Source organism: Dyadobacter sp. HNCC25DJ183, assembly GCF_056895175.1.
The window spans coordinates 141741-165517 of the sequence record NZ_JBXHAP010000002.1 but is presented as its reverse complement, the minus strand read 5'-3'; the positions used below and the strand labels follow the sequence as shown (position 1 = coordinate 165517).

Genomic DNA, 23777 nt, shown 5'->3' with positions numbered 1-23777 from the left:
AAAAATGTCTTTACCGCAACTTTCACCCGAACTCCTGGATCAACGTCCTGACCTGCTGCCAAATCACCGGCAGCCGCTTGCTTTGCCCGAAAAAATCATCCAGTTTGGCACAGGCGTGCTTTTGCGTGGCTTGCCCGATTATTTCGTAAATAAGGCTAATCAGAAAGCGATTTTCAATGGAAGGATTGTGGTTGTAAAGTCCACCGGAAGCGGCGGAACAGACGCATTTAAACAACAACAAAACCTGTACTCGCATAGCATTCGCGGGATCGACAACGGGCGGCAGGTGGACGAAACCGTCATTAATGCTTCAATCAGCCGGACCCTGAGCGCCAGTACGGAATGGGCCGACATATTAAAATGCGCTGCTGATCCCGCAATACGAATTGTGATATCCAATACCACGGAGGTGGGCATTCAGCTGACCGATGACGATATTTTTGCCTCACCTCCTGCTTCATTCCCAGGTAAGTTAACCGCGTATTTGTATGAGCGCTTTAAAACTTTCGGCGGGTCAGAAGAATCGGGAATGGTGATTGTACCTACGGAGTTAATTGTAGGAAACGGGCCAAAATTACGCTCGATTGTAATGGAGCAAGCTTCGCGTCACCAGCTTGAAGATGCATTCATCAGCTGGCTCGAAAATGCAAACCATTTTTGCAGCTCGCTTGTAGACCGTATTGTTCCCGGTAAACCTGATGCAGAGAGTATAGAAGAACTTTCAGGAAAGCTTGGTTTTCAAGATGATCTGATGATTATATCAGAAGTGTACAGCCTATGGGCGATTGAAGGCGATGCATATATCCGCTCCGTGCTCAGTTTCGCGGAAGCAGACAGCGGGGTCGTGATTGAACATGATATCGATCTGCATCGCGAGTTGAAGCTGCGCCTGCTGAATGGTACGCATACATTGTCTGCGGGACTCTGCTATTTGCATGGACTGGAAACTGTGCGTGAGAATATGGAGACACCAGAAACTGCCAGTTTTGTAACAAACCTGATGCTTAATGAGCTTGCCCCTGCAATACCTTACCCGGTAGACCCGGCACGCGCAAGGGATTTTGGAAGCCAGGTACTGGATCGTTTCCGCAACCCATTTATCAGGCACCAGCTGATTGATATTACCGTACAATACACGGCGAAGATGAAAATGCGTAACGTTCCTACTCTGCTGGAACACTACAAGCATTCAGACCAGCCGCCGCTGCTATTTGCAAAAGGCTTTGCCGCTTTTCTGAAATTCATGAAACCGGTGGTGCATAAAGACGGCAACTATTACGGAGATCTGGATGGACGCCCTTACTCGATCCGTTGCGACTCTGCCGCTTATTTTGACGAGAAATGGAGGAATGCCGCTTCACCGGTGGACCTTGCCGAACAGGTAATGAGCGATATTGAGTTATGGGATACTGACCTGACATTGCTCCCCGGCTTCGCCAATGCAGTAAAGGAAAACATGGCTGAGAATGCAGAAGTACTGACAATTATTCCTAAGAATTAGGAGTTAGTTCCAGGCGGACCGGAGTGCTGATTTCTGGTCCGCCTGAGAAGTTTTATTATGCCAAAAGCTCCTAGCTGTTCTGACGGAATTCTTTGACGAGCGCGATACTTTCGGCTACTTTTTGCTCGATCCAGGGATAGTTTCCTTCTGCAACAATGTCCTTTGGAAACAGGTTGGAACCCAGGCCGACTGCATATACGCCAGCGCCAAACCACTCGCTAATACTTTCGCGTGTCGGCTGCACTCCGCCGGTTACCATAATCTTCACTTTTGGCATTGGTCCACGAATAGCCCTTACAAATGCGGATCCTACAACATCTCCCGGAAACAACTTAACTACCTCTGCACCCGCCTGCTGCGCATTATATATCTCTGTAAGCGTAGCCACGCCCGGAATCCAGGGTATATTCGCCTGTGCGCAGGCACTCCCAACTGCCGGGTTGAGACAAGGTGTTACAATGAAATCTGTCCCCGCATCTATGAATTTCTGAGCAGTCTCAGCATCATAAATGGTACCAATTCCAAGGGAAAGTCCTGGCAAGCTTTCCTTCGTATATGCCAGCAGTTCCTTGAAAACGGTAAATGCGTTCTCCCCGCGATTTGTAAATTCAATTGCTCTCGCGCCGCCACGGTAGCTTGCATTAACAATCTCCTTGGCAACTTCTATATCGGCATGATAGAACAGGGGCACAATACCCACTTCGTTCAATAGTACCAGTGTTGTTTCTTTATCCATAATAATGCTTGTGACCCCGCGTTACCGGGTACCTGATTTTTATCTTTTAATTCTACCCGAAGTTTCACCCTGCCTGATCGCTTCCACTTCGTCAATCGTCGAGATCAATGCATCTCCTTCTATCGTATGCTTCAATGCGGACGCTGCAACTCCGAACTCCAATGCTTTTTGCTGATCGTTGAAAGTGATCAATCCGTGAATCAGACCGGCAATAAAAGCATCTCCGCCTCCTACCCTGTCAATAATCGGGTTAATCTCGATATCCTCTGTTTCCAGGAGTTCGCTTCCATTCCACAAATAAGCCCGCAGCAGATTGTGGGAGGCACTTATAGAGGTTCTTTTTGTATCGACAACTGTGCTAACCTGCGGATAAGCCTTCTGTAAGTTGACGCAGGACTCCCGGAAATCGTTTCCTTCAATGCCGAAAATCTCTTTAATATTCTCCTTGTTTGCAATCACGATGTCAGTTCCCGCAGTAAGCTCCGGCAAAATGTCTGATGGCTTTTTGCCGTACTTCCACAGATTCGCCCGATAGAATATATCTCCTGAAACGGTCAGTCCGTACTTTCTGGCAACTTTGATCCCGTCCAGCAATGCATCTGCTGCGCCTTGTGACAATGCAGGTGTAATCCCTGCCCAGTGGAACCATTTGGCATCTTTCAGGATACTTTCCCAATCAATTTCTTTCGGATCGATTTCCGCCAATGAGGAATTCGCGCGATCATACACGATCTGACTTCCGCGCAATGCAGCTCCCATTTCAAGAAAGTATACTGCCATTCTCGGCCCGCCGTAGATGATATGTGAAATATCAACACCGTGAAATTGCAGGTACTGCGCCGCAGCCCGACCAATTGGAGAATCAGGAAAACGGGTTACGTGAGCAGTATGATGTCCCCAGTAAGCAAGTGCCGTTGAAACATTCGCCTCGCCGCCTGCATAGGTAACGTTAAGTTGCCGTGCCTGTTCAAAACGGGAGAAACCGGGAGTGGAGAGCCGCATCAGGACTTCACCGAAAGAAACTATTTGAGCCATATTTTAGATAATGCCTTTCGTACAAATCAGCTTTGAAGAGGCGTTGGTAAAGGTTAAGAATTGATCAAAAATAACACTTAACATCAAAATAGCCCACAACTAAGAGTCTGGGCTATCTAATTACATTTTATGAGAATCTAGTTTTTTTTCAAAAATCAAAATACCTGCTGGCATTGTGATACGAGATATCCTGTACCATTTTACCCAGCCACGGAATATCGTTTGGCAACTCACCGTTGTCCACATCGTTCCCGATCAGGTTACACAATATCCTTCTGAAATATTCGTGACGCGGATAAGACAAGAAGCTGCGCGAATCAGTCAGCATTCCAACAAAGCGGCTGAGTAGTCCCATGTTCGATAATGCATTCATTTGCCGCTCCATTCCGTCTTTCTGGTCCAGAAACCACCAGCCCGAACCGAATTGCATTTTGCCCGCTACGGTACCATCATTGTAGTTGCCCGTCATTGTGGCCAGCACTTCGTTATCTGCCGGATTGAGGTTATAGAGTACTGTTTTAGCAAGTTGATCGGTAGAATCCAGCTTGTTCAGGAACTTCGATAGTGCCTGCGCCTGGCTATAATCTCCGATAGAATCCCAGCCGGTATCAGGTCCAAGTTCCCGGAGCATTCGTGCATTGTTGTTCCGCAATGCACCTAAATGGAATTGCTGCGTCCACGACTTTGCATGGTCCATTTTGGCAAGATCAAAAAGTAACATTGACTTGAATGCAGTACGATCCGCCTCACCTGCAAGCTGGCCCGATCTGGTTACATTGAATGCATTTTTAGCTGCCTCCTCGTCGAAGCTCGCGTAAATATGTTCCAGTCCATGATCAGAAAGCCGCCCACCCATGGAAGCAAAGAAATCGTGACGGTTTTGAAGCGCCGCCAAAAGATCGTTATAATCTGAGATTGACGACTTCCCGGAACTTGCCGCCAGTTTCTCCAGATAAGCATTGAAATCTTCCGGACTATCGATCAGGAGCATCGCCTTGTCCGGCCGGAAAGTTGGAAGGACCTTGATATTAAGCCCGCTTTGTTCTATCAGCTTGTGATATTCAAGAGAATCTGTCGGATCATCCGTGGTACAGATCACCTTCACATTCATTTTATTAAGCAAGCTTTTTACTGAGAAATCAGGCTGCTTCAATTTGGCAGAGCACTCTTCATAAATTTCCCGGGCAGTATCCTTATTGAGCAGGATATCCACATCGAAGTACCTGAGCAATTCAAGGTGGGTCCAGTGGTAGAGCGGGTTCCGCATCGTATAAGGTACCGTAGCGCCCCACTGCTCAAACTTTTCCCAATCGCTTGCCTCACCTGTACAGTATCGTTCATTGATACCATTGGCCCGCATTGCCCGCCATTTGTAATGGTCGCCATACAACCATATCTGCGTAAGATTATCGAATTGCCTGTCCGCTGCGATCTGGTCGGGCGGCAAATGGCAGTGATAATCTATGATCGGCATTTCTTTCGCATATTCATGGTAAAGAACACGCGCTGTTTCTGAGCGAAGGAGAAAATCTTCGCTAATGAATGTCTTTTGTGCGGTAGCGATTGTTGTCATCTTAGTGAGCTTTTTCTCTTATACCCCCTGCCCCCTTTGGGGGGTTCGGGAGGTTCAATTATTCAACCCTCTTTCAATTCCGTATTCCAGTCCACGTAGTTCCGCAAGCCCACGCAAGCGGCCGATTGCTGTATATCCGGGATTAGTACGCTTTCCGGTTGTCAGGTCATCGAGCATGCGGTGTCCGTGATCTGGTCGAAAAGGCATGCGGAGGTCAGTTCTCCCTTCTTCTTTTCTCCTTTTTTGTTCCAAAACAAGCCCCTTCATGACACTGTACATATCTACGTCGCCGTCCAGGTGATCGGCTTCGTAAAAGCTCCCGTCGCGTTCTCTCCGCGTCGCGCGCAAATGAATGAAATGAATCTTGCTTCCCAGTCTTTCCACCATTCCTGCCAGGTCGTTATCCGCCCGAACACCATACGATCCCGTGCAAAAACAAATGCCGTTTGCCTGGTTATCGTAAGCTTCCAGCAGCATCATCGCGTCGGTTTCAGTACTTACCACGCGCGGCAAACCCAAAATAGGATACGGAGGATCGTCAGGGTGAATGGCCAGTCTGATACCCGCTTCTGCTGCTACGGGACCTATTGCCTGAATAAACTGGTACAAATGCGTTCTCAATTCCAGATCGCCGATTTCCTTGTAAGTGTCAAGCACTTTCCGGAACTCTTCGATTGTAAAACTCTCTTCGGAACCCGGTAATCCCGCGATTATATTCCGGACCAATCGCTGCACGTCTTCTTCCCTGGCAGCATCAAGCCAGCTTTTCGCTTTTGATTTCTGCTCGTCGGTATACAGTTCCTGCGCTTCCGGCCTGTTTAGCAGATAAAGATCAAAGGCAGCAAACTGCGCGGCATCAAACCGTAATCCTGTCGATCCGTCTTTCATAGGCGCGTCCAGGTCCGTTCTTGTCCAGTCGAGGATCGGCATGAAGTTGTAGCAGACCGTGTCAATACCGCATGCCCCAAGGTTGCGGAGACTTTGCTGATAATTGAGAATATACTTTTCAAAATCTCCCGTACGCGTTTTGATAGCCTCATGCACAGGCACACTTTCGACTACAGACCAGGTAAGCCCGGCCTGCCCGATCATTTCTTTTCTTGCTAAAATTTCATCTACCTCCCAAATCTGACCGTTGGGGATGTGGTGCAATGCTGTTACGATTCCGGTGGCGCCTGCCTGTCTGATATCCTGCAAAGAAACAGGATCATTAGGCCCAAACCACCGCCAAGTTTGTTCTAGGGACATTTTTAAGGGGCTATCGGCTTTCGGCTCTCGGCCGTCGGCTTTTAGCAGTTTTAGTTAAATGCTTTTCAGAATGACCTGTCAGCAAAAGTGATTATTATGGTTGTCTCAAAAAAAAAGCCGATTGCCGATTGCCGACAGCCGAAGTTTCTAAATTTCCGACAGCCGAAGTATCTAAGCTACCAACCTATGCTCAGGAACGCGCTCTCTTAGTACTTTCAATGCGCGGCTCATCTGAGTTTCAACTGTTTTGACCGAGATGGCGAGTTTTTCGGCTATGTCACGATAACGTAGCCCTTCTTCGCGGCTCAGCCGGAAAATCAGCTGGCATTGTCTTGGCAGTGCCTGAATGCAATCTTCCACGTGCTCGTAAAACTCGTTGAACGACAATTCCTCGCAGGGAGAAAAGTGGTCAGCGTGGGTCATGTTCCATTGCACGGAATCCAGCGATTCCCGCTCATTCTGCCGGTGTATCCTCAATTTGAGATAATCCAGCGCCTGGTTGCGTACAGCGCGGTAAATGTAAGCCTGAAAAGAAGTATGCACTTCGATCTGCTCGCGATTTTTCCAAAGTTTCACAAACACATCCGAAACAACTTCTTCGGCGATTTCGCGGGTGATTACTACACGCATGGCGTAGTTGCAAAGTGATCTGTAATGGTGGTTGAAGAGCTCGCGGAAAGCATGGTAGTCGCCGTTCGCCACTACTTTGCCGAACAGGTTCTCCAACAAATTTTTCTGATTTGTAGCAGAAGATGTTTTACAGGTAAACGATTTTGCTTCCATGTATTCAGGCTGGGTTGGTTTAGAAAATTTCCGTGATTGGTAGTGGTGTGCAGTAGCTGATCTTCGTCAACAGTGAACCGAGTTTAACCATTGATTCAGTGATACACAAAAATAAATCTTGAAAAAAAGCAATTATTTCACGCAACCGTTCCCGGAACCGTTCCCGTTCCCGGAATTTTTCCCGGAACTTCTGCTGTAATGCGGTAAATTGTGCAACCATCCGACTTTGGTGCATTTCACAGGTTTTTTAGTAAGATTGCATTATTCCCATATCCTCCATGAAAAAGGTTTCCATTACCATCAAAGAGATTGCACGACAACTGAATATTTCCAAATCGACAGTGTCGCGCGCATTAAGGGATAGCAGCGAAATCAGCGAGGAAACCAAGAAGAAAGTCATCAACCTGGCTGAGCAGCTCAACTATTACCCCAACCCTATTGCAATCAGCCTGCTGAAAAACCGTACACAAACGATCGGGGTGATCGTGCCGGATATTGCCAACCGTTTTTACTCTTCGGCTATCGGCGGTGTTGAGGATATTGCTTACAGCCGCGGGTATCATACCATGATTTATCAGAGCCACGAACTTTTAGAAAGAGAGCGTTCTGCTTCCAGGCACATTGCTTCCAGGAGGGTCGACGGACTGGTGGTTGCGATTTCAAGTCAGTCTGAGAATATTGACCATTTCGTCTCCCTGCAGGAACAGGGTATTCCGGTCGTGTTTTTTGACCGGGTAAGTGAGGCAATGCAAACGCATAAAGTAAGAGTAGACGATTACAAAGGCGCATTCGAAGCCACAGAACATCTGATCAGTCAGGGCTGTCGCCGGATCGCGCATATAGCCGGCCCAAAGCCCGTTTCCATTACACGGTTCCGTTTGGAAGGCTACAAAGATGCATTGCGCAAACATGGGATTGATTTTCAGGAAGAATGGGTACTGCATAGCGAGATTACCCAGGCAGGTGGTACCGAGCGTACCTATCAGTTAATGGCACTCCGTGAAAGGCCCGACGCTATTTTCGGCGCAAGTGACCGTATTACAATGGGCGTGCATTCCGCATTGCGGCAGCTCGGCTACCGCATGCCCGACGATGTAGCAGTGGTAGGCTTTTGTGACCTGGCCATGTCGTCGCTGCTCGATCCGCCGGTGAGCTCCATTACCCAGCCCTCCTTTGAAATGGGGCAGCAGGCCACTTCTTTGTTACTGGATTTGATAGAAAGCAAAAATACCCCGGCCGAATTCGAGACCAGGGTATTGCCTTCTAATTTGGTGATCAACAAATCTTCTATGAAGTGATCGTATCGTTAACCGGTGAACGTCACCCGGTAATGGTTTTCAACTTTCTGTCAAATTCAGCCAGAATGCGTTCTTTCATCTGAACCTTACGCTTCTGAATATTGATTCGGCCTGCTGCCTGCTTGTCTAGCTCAGGATCGCCGGTAGCTGTTCTGTCGAATTCAAGGATTGCAAATTCAAGATCGCTCTTTTCACGTTTTGCAAGCCATTCCAGCTCCCTATACTTGGTGCGAAGCTGTTCCTCCTGACTTTTCAGTTCAAATGCAGGGTACTTTCTGCTGATCACGCGCGCCAGGTAGCTTAACTCAAATATTTTATCGCAAACCATTCTGAAACGCTCCGCAAGCTCCTTGTCGGCCAGCTTGAATGGTATTTTGATCTCTTTCCACTTGCTAAGCAGCACTTTCGCTTCCTGCGATGCTTCAACGATATCCTGTGAGCGCAGCAGTGTTTCTGCTTGCGCCAGCAGCTTTTGTTGTTCCACAATCCGCGGGTCTACGCGTACTTTCGGTTCAATGCCTTTTGCAAGATTGTATTTATCATAAAACAATTTCAGGAAGTGCCTGTAAGCCTTGTTCACTTTGAAAAAGCGCTTCGGCGGTACTTCTCCTACATTATTCCACGCATTGCGCACATCGCGTGCCTTGGCATAAGCATCGTCCAGATCGCGTGAATAGCTGAGTGTTTTCGTAATCTTAATCAGCTTTTCGTACTCTTCAATGCGTTGCTGGTTAATCTTATTCTGTTCGTCGAAATAGTCACGGCGGCGCTGGAAGAAATCGTCGAGTATCTGCTGGAATGTGCTTTCCACTTCCTCCTGATACTCTTTTTCAACCGGCCCCGTACGGATCCATTTTGCTTTTATTTCCTGTATCTGATCGGTTGCGGCAGCATAGTCTTCAATGGCGGCAGCCACTCTGACATCCTCGATCAGTGCACGTTTTATTTCAAGATTTTTGAGCTGGTTAACTTCGATCAAGCCTTTCAGGTACTCCTCTTTCTCTTCCAGTCGCTGCAGCAGAGGGACAAAATCCCCGAGTGCGTCAAAACCTTTAAGCTTACGTTGCAGCTGGATCAGTTTGGTCAGATAAGAGCCTTTGTTGAGGGCTTCATCTATTTCCTTCTCCAGTTGCTCGACTTTGTTCAGGACGATATTAAACCGATTTTTAAAATAATCTATCGCCTCCTGCTCTGTCCTTTTAACTTCTCCAATTTGCCGGTCGGGGAAATCTAAATACCCCTTTAAAAATACTTTGCTGTCCTTAACGTAGCCGTATTCATCATTCAATGTGGCATTTTCCATTCTTCCAATTTTTTTATCTGCTAAGTGTAGGGATATATAACGATATTTGTTACGCACAAATTAAACAAAAAATGAGTAACGAAACCATTATTTTCTCAATGTCTGGGGTCAACAAAATCATTCCTCCCAACAGGCATATTATTAAAAATATCTATTTATCCTTTTTTTATGGTGCAAAAATCGGGGTTCTTGGATTAAATGGTTCAGGGAAATCAACGCTGCTGCGGGTTATTGCCGGAATCGATAAAGACATCCAGGGAGACGTCGTTTTCTCGCCCGGTTACTCCGTCGGAATGCTTGAACAGGAGCCTAAACTAGACCCAACCAAAACCGTCAGAGAAGTTGTTGAAGAAGGTGTTCAGGAGATTGTCGATCTTTTAAAAGAGTTTGACCAGATCAATGAAGCCTTCGGTGAGGAAGATGCAGACTTTGACAAATTACTTGAAAGACAAGGTGAGGTTCAGGAAAAACTAGACGCAGCTGACGCGTGGAACCTTGATAACCGTCTTGAAATTGCAATGGATGCATTGCGCTGCCCACCTTCGGATGCGCTGGTATCGACACTTTCGGGTGGTGAAAAACGCAGGGTAGCATTGTGCCGGCTCCTGCTCCGCCAACCCGACGTGCTTTTGCTGGATGAACCAACCAACCACCTTGACGCCGAGTCGGTACTCTGGCTTGAAGAGCATTTAAGACAATATAAAGGTACTGTCATTGCGGTAACCCACGACAGGTACTTCCTCGACAATGTAGCCGGCTGGATCCTGGAACTGGATCGCGGCGAGGGAATTCCGTGGAAAGGCAATTATTCTTCGTGGCTGGAACAAAAGCAGGAGCGACTGAAAAAAGAAGAGAAAACAGAATCAAAACGCCAGAAAACGCTGCAACGTGAGTTGGAGTGGGTTAGAATGGGCGCAAAAGGCCGTCAGGCGAAGTCTAAAGCACGTTTGGGCGCATACGAGAGATTGCTTGGAGAGGAAGGACGCGAGAAAGAAGAGAAATTGGAGATCTTCATACCTGCCGGACCAAGACTGGGTAACAAAGTGATTGAGGCACATAATGTTTCAATGGGCTTTGGTGACAAGCTGCTTTACGAAAACCTCAATTTTGCATTACCTCCAAATGGAATTGTTGGTATTATCGGGCCAAACGGTGCGGGTAAAACAACGCTTTTCAAACTCATCACCGGACAGCTGAAACCACTTACAGGCCACTTCGATGTGGGCGAGACTGTGGAGCTGGCTTATGTTGATCAGGAACACGATAATCTTGACCCTGTTAAAACAGTATATCAAAGCATTGCCGACGGAAATGACTGGATTATGATCGGCGGCAAACAGTCGAATGCAAGGGCTTATGTGAGCCGGTTTAACTTCGGTGGCGGCGATCAGGAAAAGAAAGTAGGCAACTTGTCTGGTGGAGAAAGAAACCGGGTACACCTTGCCATGACGCTCAAAGAAGGCGGTAACCTGCTGCTGCTCGATGAGCCGACCAATGATTTGGACGTAAACACATTACGCGCATTGGAGGAAGGTCTGGAAAATTTCGCGGGTTGCGCAGTAATCATTTCCCACGACCGGTGGTTCCTCGACCGCGTAGCTACCCATATTCTGGCATTCGAAGGCGATTCGCAGGTGTATTGGTTTGAAGGAAACTTCTCTGAATACGAAGAAAACAGGCGCAAAAGACTTGGCGGAGACGCCACGCCAAAGCGCATTAAGTACAAAAAACTGGCTTAGCCGTCGCGTTGAGCAACGCCTTGTCACATTGAGTTTGCAAGCTTGTCACGTTGAGCGCAGTCGCGTTTCGACTGCGCTCAACGTGACAAGCTTGCTCATTTGCTCAAAGATCAATTCTTGCTAACTTTCGGACAAATCAGTTTTCCCAATCAATGAGTCCAAATTCGTCCTTGCCTAAAATACACTTCATCTCAATAGGTGGCAGCGTCATGCATAATCTTGCCATCGAGCTTCACCTGAAAGGATATATCGTTACAGGATCAGACGATGAGATATATGAACCTTCGGCCAGCAGGCTTGCTCAATACGATCTCTTGCCTGCTGTTACTGGTTGGTTCCCTGACAAGATAACTTCTGATCTTCAATCCGTTATCCTGGGAATGCATGCCCGCCAGGACAACCCTGAACTTGCCCGTGCGCGGGAGCTGGGGATCAAAGTGTACTCCTACCCTGAATACATCTTTGAGCAAAGCCAGAGCAAGCAGCGCGTGGTCATTGCCGGAAGTCACGGCAAAACTACCACCACATCCATGGTCCTGCACGTTTTAAAATATAATAACCGCATTTTCAATTACCTGGTAGGAGCGCAGATCGAAGGTTTCGATAACATGGTGAAGCTATCCGAAAATGCACCGGTGATCATTGTCGAAGGTGATGAATACTTTACCTCCCCGCTGGATCCTACCCCGAAATTCATGCATTATCAGCCGCATATCGCATTAATCAGCGGCATTGCGTGGGATCATTTCAATGTATTTCCAACCTGGGAGTCTTATGTGAAGCAGTTTGAGCTTTTAGCAGATTCCTTGCCAAAGGCGGGCGCAATCATTTTTGACGAAACCGATGATATGCTTAATGTGATCGGACAAAAAGAGCGTCCGGACGTAGCGAATATCGCTTATAATGTACACCCCAACAAGATTGAAAATGGTAAAACAATCCTGCTTACCGCAGAGCAGGGTGAAGTGCCGGTTTTGGTTTTTGGTAACCATAACATGAAAAATATCAGCGGCGCGAAGGCTGTATGCGAGCGGCTGGGCGTGACCGATGAAGAGTTTTACAATGCCATTCAAACATTCAAAGGCGCATCCAAGCGGCTTGAACTCCTGGGCAGCTCCGACTCGGTGAGCGTTTACCGCGACTTTGCGCACGCGCCGTCCAAAGTGGAAGCAACCACTGCCGCATTAAAAGAGCAGTTTCCCGACCGGCAGCTGGTAGCCTGCGCCGAGCTGCACACTTTCAGCAGCTTGAACAAAGCATTCCTGACTCAGTACAGAAGAAAGCTGAAAGCAGCCGATGTTGCGGTTATTTACTACAATCCCCAAACCGTAGAACATAAGCGGCTTGAAGCGCTTTCGGAAGAAGATATCCGCGCTGCATTCAAGAGGGATGATTTGAAGATTTTCACTGATGCGAGGCAGCTGGAAACATTCCTGAAATCGCTAACCTGGCAGAATGCGAACCTGCTCATGATGAGCTCTGGTACATTCGGTGACTTAGATTTGAAAGCATTGAGCAATGCGATTCTTGAAGCATAATCCACAACACTGATACCATGCAATCCATCGTAGTTTATTGCGGATCAAACCCCGGGAAAAAACCTGTTTATGCTGAAAATGCCTACGAACTCGGGCACGAACTGGCTAAACGAAACATCAAACTGATTTACGGCGGTGGCAATATGGGCTTAATGGGCCGGGTTGCCGACGGCGCAATGGATCACGGCGGTTTTGTCACGGGGATCATACCCAACTTTCTGTCTAAACTTGAAAATGCCCATAAGACACTTTCAGAGCTGCATTTTGTAGATACCATGCACGAGCGGAAAGCCAAGATGGTTTCGCTCTCAGATGGTGTGATTGCGATGGCTGGCGGGTATGGGACTTTCGATGAATTGTTTGAGATACTAACCTGGGCGCAGCTCCGGATTTTCCACGGACCCATTGGCCTGCTCAATGTAAATGGATACTACGATTTGTTACTTCTTCAACTGGACAAAATGGTTGAAGAAGGCTTTTTACATCCGCAGAATCAACAGTTGCTGGTAGTTGCTAATAATTCTGCTGAACTATTGGAGAAAATGGAGATATTCCGACGCGAAAATCCGGAAAATAAGCCTCTTGATAGCTCGTTATATGTAGATAACAACTAGTTAGCCTCCCCTGCATGATTCGTATTTCAATTTTGTACCTTTTTGTATACCTGACATCTCTCAGTGCTTTCGGGCAACTGGAAAATCTTGGAAAAACTGTAAATACAGAATACAACGAGATCAGCCCCATTATCTCTCCTGATGGAAAAACCATTTACTTTTCGAGGGTAAGTCACCCGCAAAATACGCACGGGGCAAAAGGCAGTCAGGATATCTGGTATTCTGAATTGAAAAATGATAAATGGACACAGGCACGGCGGCTTCCTTCTCCATTGAACAAGGAAGATTACAACTCGTTATATAGCATTACTCCCGATGGAAATACGCTTTTGTTAAAAGGCGCTTACAAGAACGGCGTCTACGAGACACGGGGATTTTCAACAAGCAAAAAGACGGCGCGGGGTTGGTCGGCACCGAACAAGATCGAAATTCCGGGTTATGCCAAGATCAGCAAAGGCCAGTTTGACTGCGGTTATCTGTCCACAGATGGCAAAACGCTCGTTATGTCTTTCAGCGAAAAAAAGAACAGCAAAGTCGATAATATGTACGTCAGTTTTAAACAGAAAAACGGTACATGGACCAAGCCGATGGATTTGGGACCCGAAATCAATACGAACGAATTCACTGAAACTACACCATTTCTCGCACCCGACGGCGTTACCCTTTATTTTTCGAGCGATCGCAAAGGCGGGCAGGGAAACAATGATATTTATTACAGCAAACGGATCGATAAATCCTGGAAGAGATGGAGCCGGCCTGTGAATCTCGGACCTGCCATTAATACCGATGGTTATGATGCTTACTACACCATTTCAGCGCTGGGCGACTATGCGTATATGGTGTCTTTTAAGGATACCGAAGGGAAAGGAGACGTTGTAAGATTTGATCTCCGGCCTAAAACAACACCTGGCGACACAGCTTCCGAAGCTCCCATTGCAAATATCCCGGCAGCTGACCCCGTGGTGATGATCAGCGGAAAAGTGATCGATTCCAAAACGGGCAAGCCTGTTGAAGCCACAATTGTGTATGAAAATCTGGCTGACGGAGAAGAAGTAGGTACCGCAACTACCAACCCGACTACGGGCGAATACAAGATTGTACTTCCGTACGGCTACAAATACAGCATGCGCGCTGTTGCGCCTAATTTTATAGCAGAAGGTGAAAATGTCGATCTGACAGATTCGACAACCAATGGATCCGGAAAGAATTTCCGGGAAATTGCAAACAAGTCTTTGAAGCTGATTCCGATTGAAGAAGGCCAGATCGTCAGGCTGAACAATATTTTCTTCGCGACCGGGAAATCTACATTGAACAAGGAATCTTATCCCGAGCTCGACAGGATTTCTCTGTCTATGGTGGAAAACAAGACACTTACCATTGAACTCGGCGGACACACAGATAACACAGGCAGCGCGGCATTCAACCTGCAATTATCGCAGGAACGGGCGGATACAGTACGTGAATACCTGATTGGCAAAGGCATAGAGCCTGACCGTGTTGCGAGCAAGGGATATGGTGAGACTGTGCCGGTCGCCAAAAACGACACACCCGAAGGTCAGCAGCTCAACCGCAGAGTAGAGTTCAAGATTTTGACGAAATAGTCATTGCAGGCATTAAAATTTTAAGGTACCAAAGGCCTAAACTGCATCATCATGTCTGCAAACCGTTCCCCCGCGATAGGTTTCATTTTTGTTACACTTCTTATTGACGTAATCGGGCTTGGAATCATTATTCCGGTTATGCCCAAGCTGATCAGTGAACTGACCGGCGACACAATCAGCCAGGCTTCACGTGACGGAGGCTGGCTTCTGTTTGCCTATGCGGCCATGCAATTTCTTTGTGCACCCATTATCGGCGGCATCAGTGATCAGTTTGGCAGGCAGCCCGTTTTGCTGGCTTCTCTTTTCGGTTTTGGGATTGACTACGTCTTCCTTGCTTTCGCGCCTTCACTCGGCTGGTTGTATATGGGACGCATTATTGCAGGAATTCTGGGCGCCAGTTTCACTACTGGTGCTGCCTACATCGCTGACGTGAGTACGCCTGAAAAACGGGCGCAAAACTTCGGCTTGCTCGGGGCTGCATTTGGTCTCGGCTTTATCATTGGGCCCGTTTTGGGAGGTTTACTGGGGCAGTTTGGCACGCGGGTTCCATTTATGGCAGCAGCGGGATTCTCATTTATTAACTGGCTCTACGGGTACTTCATTTTACCAGAATCATTGAAGCCCGAAAACAGGCGGAAGTTCGAATGGACCAGGGCGAATCCGATCGGATCATTGAAAAATCTGAAACGCTACCCGGTCATTTATGGATTGATCTTTTCGCTGGGTCTGATGTACATCGCCATGCATGCTGTGCACAGCAATTGGTCGTTCTACGTGATTGAAAAATTTAAATGGGGTGAAGCTGAAATTGGTTACTCACTTGGTGTAGTCGGTGTGCTGAGCGCATTGGTACAGGGATACCTTATCAGGCTTATTATTCCAAAACTCGGCCAGAAACGCGGAGTGTACCTGGGTTTGCTGCTTTACGCGATCGGCTTTCTGCTATATGCATTTGCCACAGAAGGCTGGATGATGTACGTATTCACAGTACCCTATATCTTCGGCGGAATTGCCGGTCCTTCTTTGCAGGGCATTATATCAACACAGGTAGCGGCGAATGAACAGGGTGAAATACAAGGTGCATTGACAAGCCTTCAAAGTCTGACCTCTATCATTGGACCGCCACTGATGACAAACCTTTTTGCGGCTTTCACTAAATCGTCTGCGCCAGTCTACTTACCTGGTGCTCCGATGATCATGGCCGCAATCCTCACCTTGTTGGCTACATTCCTGGCCCGGAATAGTCTCAAAAAGAATTTTGATCAATAAAGAAGGATCAGGACTACAAAGACAATCAGCCAGAGTGCGCCGGTAAAATGCCAGTACCTGGTAAATAGCTTGATCCGCAGCCGGTTTGGCGGGTTGACACTGTAGACAAACGCGTCAACATAAGCCCGGTTCTTAACTGCTTTCCTGAATAAATACACCAGGTATCCTACTCCGCACAGCATGTGCAGGAGGTGTAAACCTGTGAGAAGATAAATGAAGCCTTTCGAATTGCTAAGATTGCTGAAAATCTGAGTATTGACCATCTCGAACCAGCCGCCTACCTGCAATGCGATGAACATAAAACCCAGGAACATCGTCGCGCAAAGAAAGACTCGGTAATGCAGGAACCTTTCGTTTGCGAACGCCAGGTTTGCCTCATGAAGGGTGATACTGCTGAAAAGGATTACCAATGTACTAAGCCAGAACATATCCGGCAGTGAATCGAGCTGCCCGGCCTCCTGACGAAGATTTATAAAGAAGATAACGAATATCGACAGGAAGAGCAGCGAGCTTCCTGCTACACACAGCCAAAGCATAAACCCGAGTGGTTCGCGGCGCTTTGTGAAGGGACTTTCCCTCAGTTTCGTGGTAGGTTTTGGGCTCATCTTCTGGTCGATTTTCAGTCTTACATTCTGTTGAATTATAACGCTGGCGAAAGGTTGTTACACATATTTACAAAGAATTATTAACCCATAGTTCCCTGCCATACCTTGAACTGACTGAATTGACCGGCCAGATCTGCTTCCTGCTCAAAAATCCCGAATATGGTAGATCCTGAGCCACTCATTGATGCATATTGTGCACCGTGTTTATACAATTCTTCTTTAATTTCCTTTAAAAGAGTGTATTTAGGAAAAAGCGTTGCTTCAAAATCATTTTTAACAAGATCTTTCCACGTTTCTATCGGCCTGCCAAGCAACGCTCTAAGATCTGCTTCACTCTTTTGCGGCTTTATTCCCGAATACGCCTCCACTGTAGAGATATGAATTCCGGGATTCACAAGCACAATCCACTTCCCTTTGAGATCAATGTCGATGTGCTCGAACTCGTCACCTTTACCAAAACAGTACGCTGGCTGATTGAGAATGAAAAAAGCACAGTCACTGCCTAATCTACGTGCGTATGAAAGTTGTTTTTCAAAAGAAATATTCAGATCAAAAAACGCATTTAATGCCTTGATAGTGAAAGCCGCATCTGCCGAGCCTCCCCCTAAACCTGCCCCGATAGGAATAGCTTTCAGCAAATGGATCTTAACAGGCGGTAAATCAAAATCCGCGGCAAGTTGCTGATATGCTTTTACGCAGATATTATCCGCTTCGCTGCCGGGTATCGAGATACCGTCAAATTCCACTGAAAAGGATTCTGTCCGCGTAATTTCCAATGCATCTTTCCAGCCGACAGGGTAAAAACAGGATTCAATGTTATGAAAACCATCGGCCCGCTTTTCAACAATATTCAAGCCGATGTTAATCTTCGCATTTGGGAAAACAAGCATTTCAATTCGTTTAGTGCTCCCAGCGCCATTCCTGACCAATCACCAGTTCTTCTTTCAAACCCTGTGAAATCAGGAAATCGCGCGTTTTTTGATCTGATAACTTTTTAACTGCGATTTGATCGGCGCTGGAAAGTGCAAATAAGTACATAGCTCCAATGCGAACTGTAGTTTCCAGCTGCTCTTTGTTCACCAGACTGAAGTCATCACAATCCGCATGATAACATTGCAGCACATTCGGATCCAGATGTCCCGACAAGCCTGCAATAGGCACACCTTCCAGCATAAACGGCTGATGGTCACTATGCAATCCTGCGCGATTGATAATTTCGTTCTTGAAATTCGAGTCTACTGAATGGATCGCATTGCCCACATTCGCAAAAAACTCGCTCATCTCATCACGCCCAAAGGCATTCACTCCCTTGGGATCATTGGTCATATCAAGATTCATCATGTAAGTGACCTTGTTGATATCTCCCGATTTTTTAAGCTCGCTTACAAAATGTTTCGAACCGAGTAGTCCCTGCTCTTCGCCCATAAACAGAACAAACTGAATTGTTCTTTCCGGCTTAACCTTCAAAGCTTTGAAAGTCCGTGCAATATCCATTACTGCAAAGGAGCCAATTCCATTGTCGATCGCTCCGGTAGCAAGATCCCAGGAGTCCAAATGCCCGCCAATGATAACGCGGTCATCCGATTTCCCTTTAAGCGTTGCAATTACATTGCGGGCTTTGATCTGCTTGGAGGTGTTGTGCATTTCAATGTGCGCTTCCAGCGGTCCTTCTTCTTTCAACCATTTACGTACTTCAAAGCCGCTTTCACTGGATATGCAGACTGCCGGGATAGATATAATTGCACCTGTAACGGAAGCTGTTCCTGTAAGCAGGATCTTTCCGGGTGCGCCGTTGACCATGATTACGCCGGTAGCTCCGTACTTAATAGCCAACGCTGTTTTCTCGGAACGGTGGAGATTCTTTTTACCAGTGACGCCTACTAGATTGATATTGGCAAGTGCTACTTTGCCCTTGACTTTGTCTTTGACAGCCTCAAAGTCTTCTTCCAAACCATTACCCACATCCACGATTTCACCTTGTAAGTTGGCTTCTACAGGAGAATGTGCCAGCGAGACCACTGGTACGTCCCTGAAATTATCTGAACTGGAAGGCGCAATGGACAGCGTAACCGTGTCCCGCATCCATGCTTCAACTTCAAAAGGCTGATATTTAACGTCTGTGAAGCCGTAGCTTTTCAGTAGCTTAAATGCATATTCCTCTGCCTTTTCCCCATTGGCGCTGCCTGTCAGGCGGTGACCGATTGTTTTGGTAGCATTCTCAAGTGTGACGTAAGCTTTGCTGTTCTTTCTTACTTCACTGTCAATCTTCGCAAAAGACTTATCCCACTTCTTTTCACCCGGACTTAATCCGAGCAACGACACGATACAACTGCTCACCAAAAAGATCCGTACAATTTTTTTCATAGTTCCTGATAAAGGATGTATCCAACTGATTAGAATACAAATATCCACCTGATATTTGAGCTTATGCAAGATAAACACAAATCAAACTACAATTTGCTCGGTCTGGTTTCATATGCGAGTTCAATATAGAGAATTTTTTCTACACGGGATTTTTTCCAACGTATTGAAAAAATGACATTTATCCTGCGGACTAAACTTTAATTGTAAACATTACACTTAATGGCATTGCTTTGTGATTTTAAGTGAACATTTTTGTACTTTTCAGCAGTTATAGCATAGCTGTTCAGCATTTAGCAATCAATAAATACTCGTAACATAATGTATTTTCTGGGATTCGATTTAGGCAGTTCTTCTGTTAAAGCATGTTTGGTCCATGCAGATACCGGCGCAGTCGCAGCGTCCGCGTTTTTTCCGGAGCGTGAAATGACAATTGACGCTCCTAAACCTGGCTTTGCAGAACAACAGCCAGAAAACTGGTGGAAAAATGCGTGTCTTGCTTCGCAGGCAGTTGTCAAAAAGGCTGGAATTAAGCCGGAAGAAGTTGCTGCGATCGGGATTTCTTATCAGATGCATGGTCTGGTTGTGGTTGATGAAAATTTAAACGTACTCCGTCCATCCATTATCTGGTGTGACAGCCGGGCAGTTGAAGTGGGTAACACCGCCATGCAGGAACTTGGAGAAGAATACGTGCTGCCGCATTTGCTGAACTCTCCGGGCAATTTTACAGCAGCAAAACTAGGCTGGGTGAAGCAGAATGAACCTGATGTCTACGCGAAAGTCTACAAGTTCATGCTTCCCGGTGACTATCTGGCAATGCGAATGACCGGTGAAGTTGTGACAACGCCCTCAGGTCTTTCCGAAGGTATCTTCTGGGATTTTGTGAACAAACGTCCCGCCGACTTCCTGTTTAATCATTTTGGCTTTGATGCCGGTCTTATCCCCAGTGTTCTGCCTACATTCTCTGATCAGGGGCACATTACCGCCGAGGCAGCAGAGGCACTTGGCCTTAAAGCAGGCACTCCTGTGACTTACAGGGCGGGCGACCAACCTAATAATGCATTCTCGCTCAATGTACTGGAACCTGGAGAAGTGGCTGCTACTGCGGGCACTTCGGGCGTTGTTTACGGTGTGAGTGAACAAATCAAATTTGATCCGAAATCAAGGGTAAATACCTTCCTGCACGTAAACCCCATTTCGGAAGTTGACCGCTACGGTGTTCTTCTTTGCGTAAATGGTACCGGCAGCTTGAATGGCTGGCTTAGAAACTCCCTTTTTCAGGGGAATATCAGCTACCCGCAAATGAACCAGCTTGCATCCGATGCACCTATTGGATCAGACGGACTGTATTGCCTCCCATTCGGCAACGGCGCGGAACGTATGCTTGAAAACCAGGATCCGGGAAGTACATTCAAAGGTCTGCAATTCAGTCGTCACGGATTGCCGCATTATACGCGTGCTTCCCAGGAAGGAATTGTTTTCGCATTGTACTATGGAATGGAGATCATGGAAACCGTGGGTGTTTCTCTCAAAAATATACGTGCGGGAGAAGCCAATATGTTCCTAAGTCCAGTATTCCGCGAAACTTTCGCCAACGTGTCAGGAGCGACAGTAGAGTTATACAATACCGATGGTGCCCAAGGAGCTGCCCGTGCAGCTGGTTTTGGCCTTGGTTATTACAAGAACCGCGCAGACGCGTTTAATGGCCTTAGTGCATTACAAACCATAGAACCTGATGCTCAGCACAGCGCCGCTACCAAAGATGCTTATGCTAAATGGAAGGAAGCGCTGGAAACAAGCCTTTAATATACTTGCTGGTCTCACAGATAGCGGTGAGACCAGCAAGCTTTTTTCGTGAGCCGGTTTCAGGCAGTTACCTCTGTGCTTTTTACATATTCTTCAATTTTGAAAGCCACTATCTCGGCAACCTTGACAGTGTGATCATCTTTATTCTGGTACTGCCGGTAGTTTATCTTGCCCTCCACGGTTACCATTTTCCCCTTTTCCAGCAACGATTCACACTTTTGCGCCAGCGGTCCCCAGGCTACAATGGAGTGCCAGGCCGTTGTTTTAACTTCTTCCTTGTTCCTGTTCGTATATACCTCGTTAGTGGCAAGTGAAAAGGTGGCCATCTTTCCTCCGTCAAAATCTTTTACATTGATTTCACGTCCTACGTTACCGACCAATTTTACTGAGTTCATGGTAATGATGTTTAGAATTGAATAGTTATCTACTGTCGATCCGGCGACAATGCAAAGATGTTTGTGAGCTGGAAATTGATTCGGTTGTTAATCATTTATAAGGCAACTATATACGACTTGGGACAAGAGAGGCTACGGGCATAAATTCATTATCTTGCCTATTATTCACTCTATCCTATACGATTATGAATGACAAAGTGTTAGTAGCAGTAATATTTCGAGAGCTACCCTCAGAAGAATATTTTTATAAGGAAATTTGGTTTCATCCCGCTAATATTCCAAATGTTGGGGACAGGATTCATTACACAACTGAGAACGACGAGGGGGCGGTTTTTGAGGTGATTTCTAAAACGTTCGAATTATCCCATCACAGCAGGGAGGATGGGAAAACAGCTATCGAGCTTAAATATCTTCATAATTAGCTATTACCTAGCCTACAAATAGCAAAAAGCAGATCGCTATGATCTGCTTTTTCATTCGTGCGCCTGGAAGAAGTTGGGGCCACTTCCAGGCGGGATTCGAACCCACAACCTTCCGCTTAGTAGGCGGCTGCTCTATCCAATTGAGCTACAGGACTGCTTTAAATGCTATACTTGATTAAAAGAAAATTCAATATTCATATCACAATGATGCCTCAGAAACGTAGTCGTTGAGCAACATTGCAATTTAAGGTTTTCACAAATAAATGGAATTTTTGCGAATATTTTCCCGTCATTGGGAAATTTAGTTTCTTCTGTAACTATAATTGGATTTTGATCTATTATTGACAATCCATATATTATCATTTTAGCGTCTGCACTATCCAGATAATCGCTTTTCTCTATGTCGTATTTAAACTGATCCAGGTTTTTCTTTCGTATTATATCTTTATTGCAAAAACTATTATCAAGCTGATTGGAAAATTTTTGAGTTGGAAGAATATCGTTTGTGTTCAATATTCTCTTTTCCCTCTCTATAAATGGAAGTTCCCCTAAAACATCTACTCGCCTGAAATTTTTTGACTCGTTGAGTACCTTGTCTATTATGATTATTGATCCGTCCAGATACAATTCAGTGAATTTTAACCGAAACTTATCTTGTAAATCAAAGAAGGTATAATACTGCGCAATAGAAACTAACGAAGAAGTGTCAATTATAGCTCTCATAGAGAAGTTCTTCCATTTTTTCAGGCTTAATATTTAGTTTTTTGCAAAAGACAGTTTCATCTATAACTCCATCATAAAGCGCATTTTTCAAAGTACTTACGTATAGAGGAGAAAGGATTGGTACAGGCAGTTGCCCGCGAGGGGGCTCTTTCCCTTGGTCAATAGCTTCCTGCTTCTTCCTGTCTATCTCATCCTGAATTGCTTTTTGATAGGCCCGTATCTGGTCATAAATTTCAGATGTAATAGCCTTATAATCCTGAGGAGATACTATATCTAGCATCAGAAATCTTGTATATATCGCAATGGTACTTAAGTGAGTATTCTGGGAAACCTCGTTTACAATTCTGTGGTGGTAATCATTGTTAGCCGATGCTTTGTCTAGTTTATTTATTCTATTACCGTAGTCTCCAGCTAGAAAAGAAAATGCAAAATGATTGCACCAAAATTCAACATCGGTACCATTCCCCTCTTTGTAAGTCTCTCCTGTAACCCCTGAATCAATGGACTCTTCCGCTAGCAAATAGTGACCTAATTCGTGAACTAGCGTGAAAATTTCTCTTTTAAAGTATTTTTGATTTCTCTTTAAAACAATAGTGTTTGGGTTAAGAAAGAACCCTTCTATATTAATCTTCTCTTTTAATGCGGGGTGCTCAACGTATTCAAAAACCAAAACACCGTGGTCACTTAAAGCCTCAATCAAATTTTGTAAATATTTCCGCTCTCTCGTGTCGAATTGAGGATTTATACTTTTTCTTATTTGTAAGCCTACACTTACTGGATTGTCTTTCAGCGAAAAGACTGGAATGGTACGTGGTATCTTTTGATCCGACAAAGCAGAGATAGTTTCAAATGAAGCTTTCAGTTCTTCAAACTTGCGGACTAGTCTCCTGGAACTTAAATTTAAATCCGCATTAAATTCTTGCTTTCTAAAAAAAATACTTTCCCTCTGATTCTTTACTGGATCTGATGGATCAATATAATAAGAAAGCCCTTTTTCAAATATTTCGTCAATCTGTTTTAAATGGCTTAGTTTTATTAGCCCACCAAAAATCTTATCAGGAGCTATCTTACGCACTTTACCCTCATTGATCTTATCCAATAGGTCTTTTTCTGTCAATTTAAGGATTGACATTAAGTGATAAAGACGATTAACGTTGAACTCTATTGTTGGTATTTTCGCCATTATTACTGCTAATTTCCAAGTGTTTTACATTTACCTGAAGATAG

At 45.8% G+C, this 23777-nt stretch carries 20 protein-coding genes; 8 read left to right on the top strand and 12 right to left on the bottom strand.

Features of this window, described 5'->3' with window-relative positions; translation table 11 throughout:
• Positions 1-4: 4 nt before the first annotated feature.
• Positions 5-1501 carry a tagaturonate reductase gene (locus AC1XTG_RS04735; protein ID WP_484841196.1) on the top strand — a complete coding sequence of 499 codons (1497 nt, stop codon included), beginning with the start codon at positions 5-7 and terminating at the stop codon, positions 1499-1501.
• Positions 1502-1571: 70 nt separating this feature from the next.
• Here AC1XTG_RS04735 and AC1XTG_RS04730 read toward each other — a convergent pair whose 3' ends face one another.
• The 5 genes from AC1XTG_RS04730 to AC1XTG_RS04710 all read right to left on the bottom strand — a co-directional run bounded on the left by AC1XTG_RS04730 (position 1572) and on the right by AC1XTG_RS04710 (position 6876).
• On the bottom strand, positions 1572-2237 hold the full coding sequence (locus AC1XTG_RS04730; protein WP_056279621.1) for a bifunctional 4-hydroxy-2-oxoglutarate aldolase/2-dehydro-3-deoxy-phosphogluconate aldolase: 666 nt from the start codon (positions 2235-2237) through the stop codon (positions 1572-1574).
• 39 nt (positions 2238-2276) lie between these two features.
• Positions 2277-3272 (bottom strand): sugar kinase, encoded by a 996-nt coding sequence (locus AC1XTG_RS04725; RefSeq protein WP_056279619.1) that lies wholly within the window; start codon positions 3270-3272, stop codon positions 2277-2279.
• A gap of 148 nt (positions 3273-3420) precedes the next feature.
• Positions 3421-4845 (bottom strand): glucuronate isomerase, encoded by a 1425-nt coding sequence (gene uxaC / locus AC1XTG_RS04720; protein WP_484841195.1) that lies wholly within the window; start codon positions 4843-4845, stop codon positions 3421-3423.
• Positions 4846-4899: 54 nt separating this feature from the next.
• Positions 4900-6093: a mannonate dehydratase gene (uxuA, locus tag AC1XTG_RS04715; RefSeq protein ID WP_484841194.1), complete on the bottom strand. Its 1194-nt coding sequence runs from the start codon at positions 6091-6093 to the stop codon at positions 4900-4902.
• A gap of 171 nt (positions 6094-6264) precedes the next feature.
• Entirely contained in the window at positions 6265-6876 is a 612-nt protein-coding gene (locus tag AC1XTG_RS04710; RefSeq protein WP_056279613.1) for an RNA polymerase sigma-70 factor, read from the bottom strand.
• Positions 6877-7154: 278 nt separating this feature from the next.
• Between AC1XTG_RS04710 and AC1XTG_RS04705 the strand changes: the two genes are divergently transcribed.
• The gene (locus AC1XTG_RS04705) at positions 7155-8174 is read left to right on the top strand and encodes a LacI family DNA-binding transcriptional regulator (protein ID WP_056279612.1); all 1020 of its coding nucleotides are present in this window, start codon (positions 7155-7157) and stop codon (positions 8172-8174) included.
• 22 nt (positions 8175-8196) lie between these two features.
• Here AC1XTG_RS04705 and AC1XTG_RS04700 read toward each other — a convergent pair whose 3' ends face one another.
• A complete protein-coding gene (locus AC1XTG_RS04700; protein WP_056279610.1) occupies positions 8197-9477 on the bottom strand; it encodes a DUF349 domain-containing protein in 1281 nt (426 codons plus the stop codon).
• 71 nt (positions 9478-9548) lie between these two features.
• Here AC1XTG_RS04700 and ettA point away from each other — a divergent pair, with 71 nt between their 5' ends.
• The 5 genes from ettA to AC1XTG_RS04675 all read left to right on the top strand — a co-directional run bounded on the left by ettA (position 9549) and on the right by AC1XTG_RS04675 (position 16238).
• On the top strand, positions 9549-11216 hold the full coding sequence (gene ettA, locus AC1XTG_RS04695; protein WP_056283128.1) for an energy-dependent translational throttle protein EttA: 1668 nt from the start codon (positions 9549-9551) through the stop codon (positions 11214-11216).
• A 152-nt stretch (positions 11217-11368) separates the two neighbouring features.
• Positions 11369-12754: a UDP-N-acetylmuramate--L-alanine ligase gene (locus AC1XTG_RS04690; RefSeq protein WP_484841193.1), complete on the top strand. Its 1386-nt coding sequence runs from the start codon at positions 11369-11371 to the stop codon at positions 12752-12754.
• A 17-nt stretch (positions 12755-12771) separates the two neighbouring features.
• Positions 12772-13368, top strand: a complete 597-nt coding sequence (locus AC1XTG_RS04685; RefSeq protein ID WP_484841192.1) for an LOG family protein — start codon at positions 12772-12774, stop codon at positions 13366-13368.
• Positions 13369-13382: 14 nt separating this feature from the next.
• Complete coding sequence (locus tag AC1XTG_RS04680) at positions 13383-14969, top strand: OmpA family protein (protein WP_484841191.1); 1587 nt, start codon at positions 13383-13385, stop codon at positions 14967-14969.
• A 51-nt stretch (positions 14970-15020) separates the two neighbouring features.
• The gene (locus AC1XTG_RS04675) at positions 15021-16238 is read left to right on the top strand and encodes a TCR/Tet family MFS transporter (protein WP_484841190.1); all 1218 of its coding nucleotides are present in this window, start codon (positions 15021-15023) and stop codon (positions 16236-16238) included.
• Here AC1XTG_RS04675 and AC1XTG_RS04670 read toward each other — a convergent pair.
• The 3 genes from AC1XTG_RS04670 to AC1XTG_RS04660 all read right to left on the bottom strand — a co-directional run bounded on the left by AC1XTG_RS04670 (position 16232) and on the right by AC1XTG_RS04660 (position 19207).
• Complete coding sequence (locus tag AC1XTG_RS04670) at positions 16232-16843, bottom strand: cytochrome c oxidase subunit 3 (protein WP_056279600.1); 612 nt, start codon at positions 16841-16843, stop codon at positions 16232-16234. The genes AC1XTG_RS04675 and AC1XTG_RS04670 overlap by 7 nt on opposite strands.
• An 80-nt stretch (positions 16844-16923) precedes the next feature.
• Positions 16924-17733, bottom strand: a complete 810-nt coding sequence (ispE, locus tag AC1XTG_RS04665) for a 4-(cytidine 5'-diphospho)-2-C-methyl-D-erythritol kinase (protein WP_056279598.1) — start codon at positions 17731-17733, stop codon at positions 16924-16926.
• Positions 17734-17743: 10 nt separating this feature from the next.
• Positions 17744-19207 carry a M28 family peptidase gene (locus AC1XTG_RS04660; protein WP_484841189.1) on the bottom strand — a complete coding sequence of 488 codons (1464 nt, stop codon included), beginning with the start codon at positions 19205-19207 and terminating at the stop codon, positions 17744-17746.
• A 318-nt stretch (positions 19208-19525) separates the two neighbouring features.
• On the opposite strand from AC1XTG_RS04660, the gene AC1XTG_RS04655 reads away from it, so the two are divergent.
• Positions 19526-21010 carry a xylulokinase gene (locus AC1XTG_RS04655; protein WP_484841188.1) on the top strand — a complete coding sequence of 495 codons (1485 nt, stop codon included), beginning with the start codon at positions 19526-19528 and terminating at the stop codon, positions 21008-21010.
• A 59-nt stretch (positions 21011-21069) separates the two neighbouring features.
• On the opposite strand, the gene AC1XTG_RS04650 is transcribed toward AC1XTG_RS04655, so the two are convergent.
• The 3 genes from AC1XTG_RS04650 to AC1XTG_RS04640 all read right to left on the bottom strand — a co-directional run bounded on the left by AC1XTG_RS04650 (position 21070) and on the right by AC1XTG_RS04640 (position 23682).
• Complete coding sequence (locus AC1XTG_RS04650; RefSeq protein ID WP_484841187.1) at positions 21070-21405, bottom strand: single-stranded DNA-binding protein; 336 nt, start codon at positions 21403-21405, stop codon at positions 21070-21072.
• Positions 21406-21992: 587 nt separating this feature from the next.
• Positions 21993-22550: a DUF4411 family protein gene (locus tag AC1XTG_RS04645; RefSeq protein WP_484841186.1), complete on the bottom strand. Its 558-nt coding sequence runs from the start codon at positions 22548-22550 to the stop codon at positions 21993-21995.
• Complete coding sequence (locus AC1XTG_RS04640; RefSeq protein WP_484841185.1) at positions 22534-23682, bottom strand: ImmA/IrrE family metallo-endopeptidase; 1149 nt, start codon at positions 23680-23682, stop codon at positions 22534-22536. The genes AC1XTG_RS04645 and AC1XTG_RS04640 overlap by 17 nt, the downstream gene beginning before the upstream one ends.
• Positions 23683-23777: the final 95 nt, after the last annotated feature.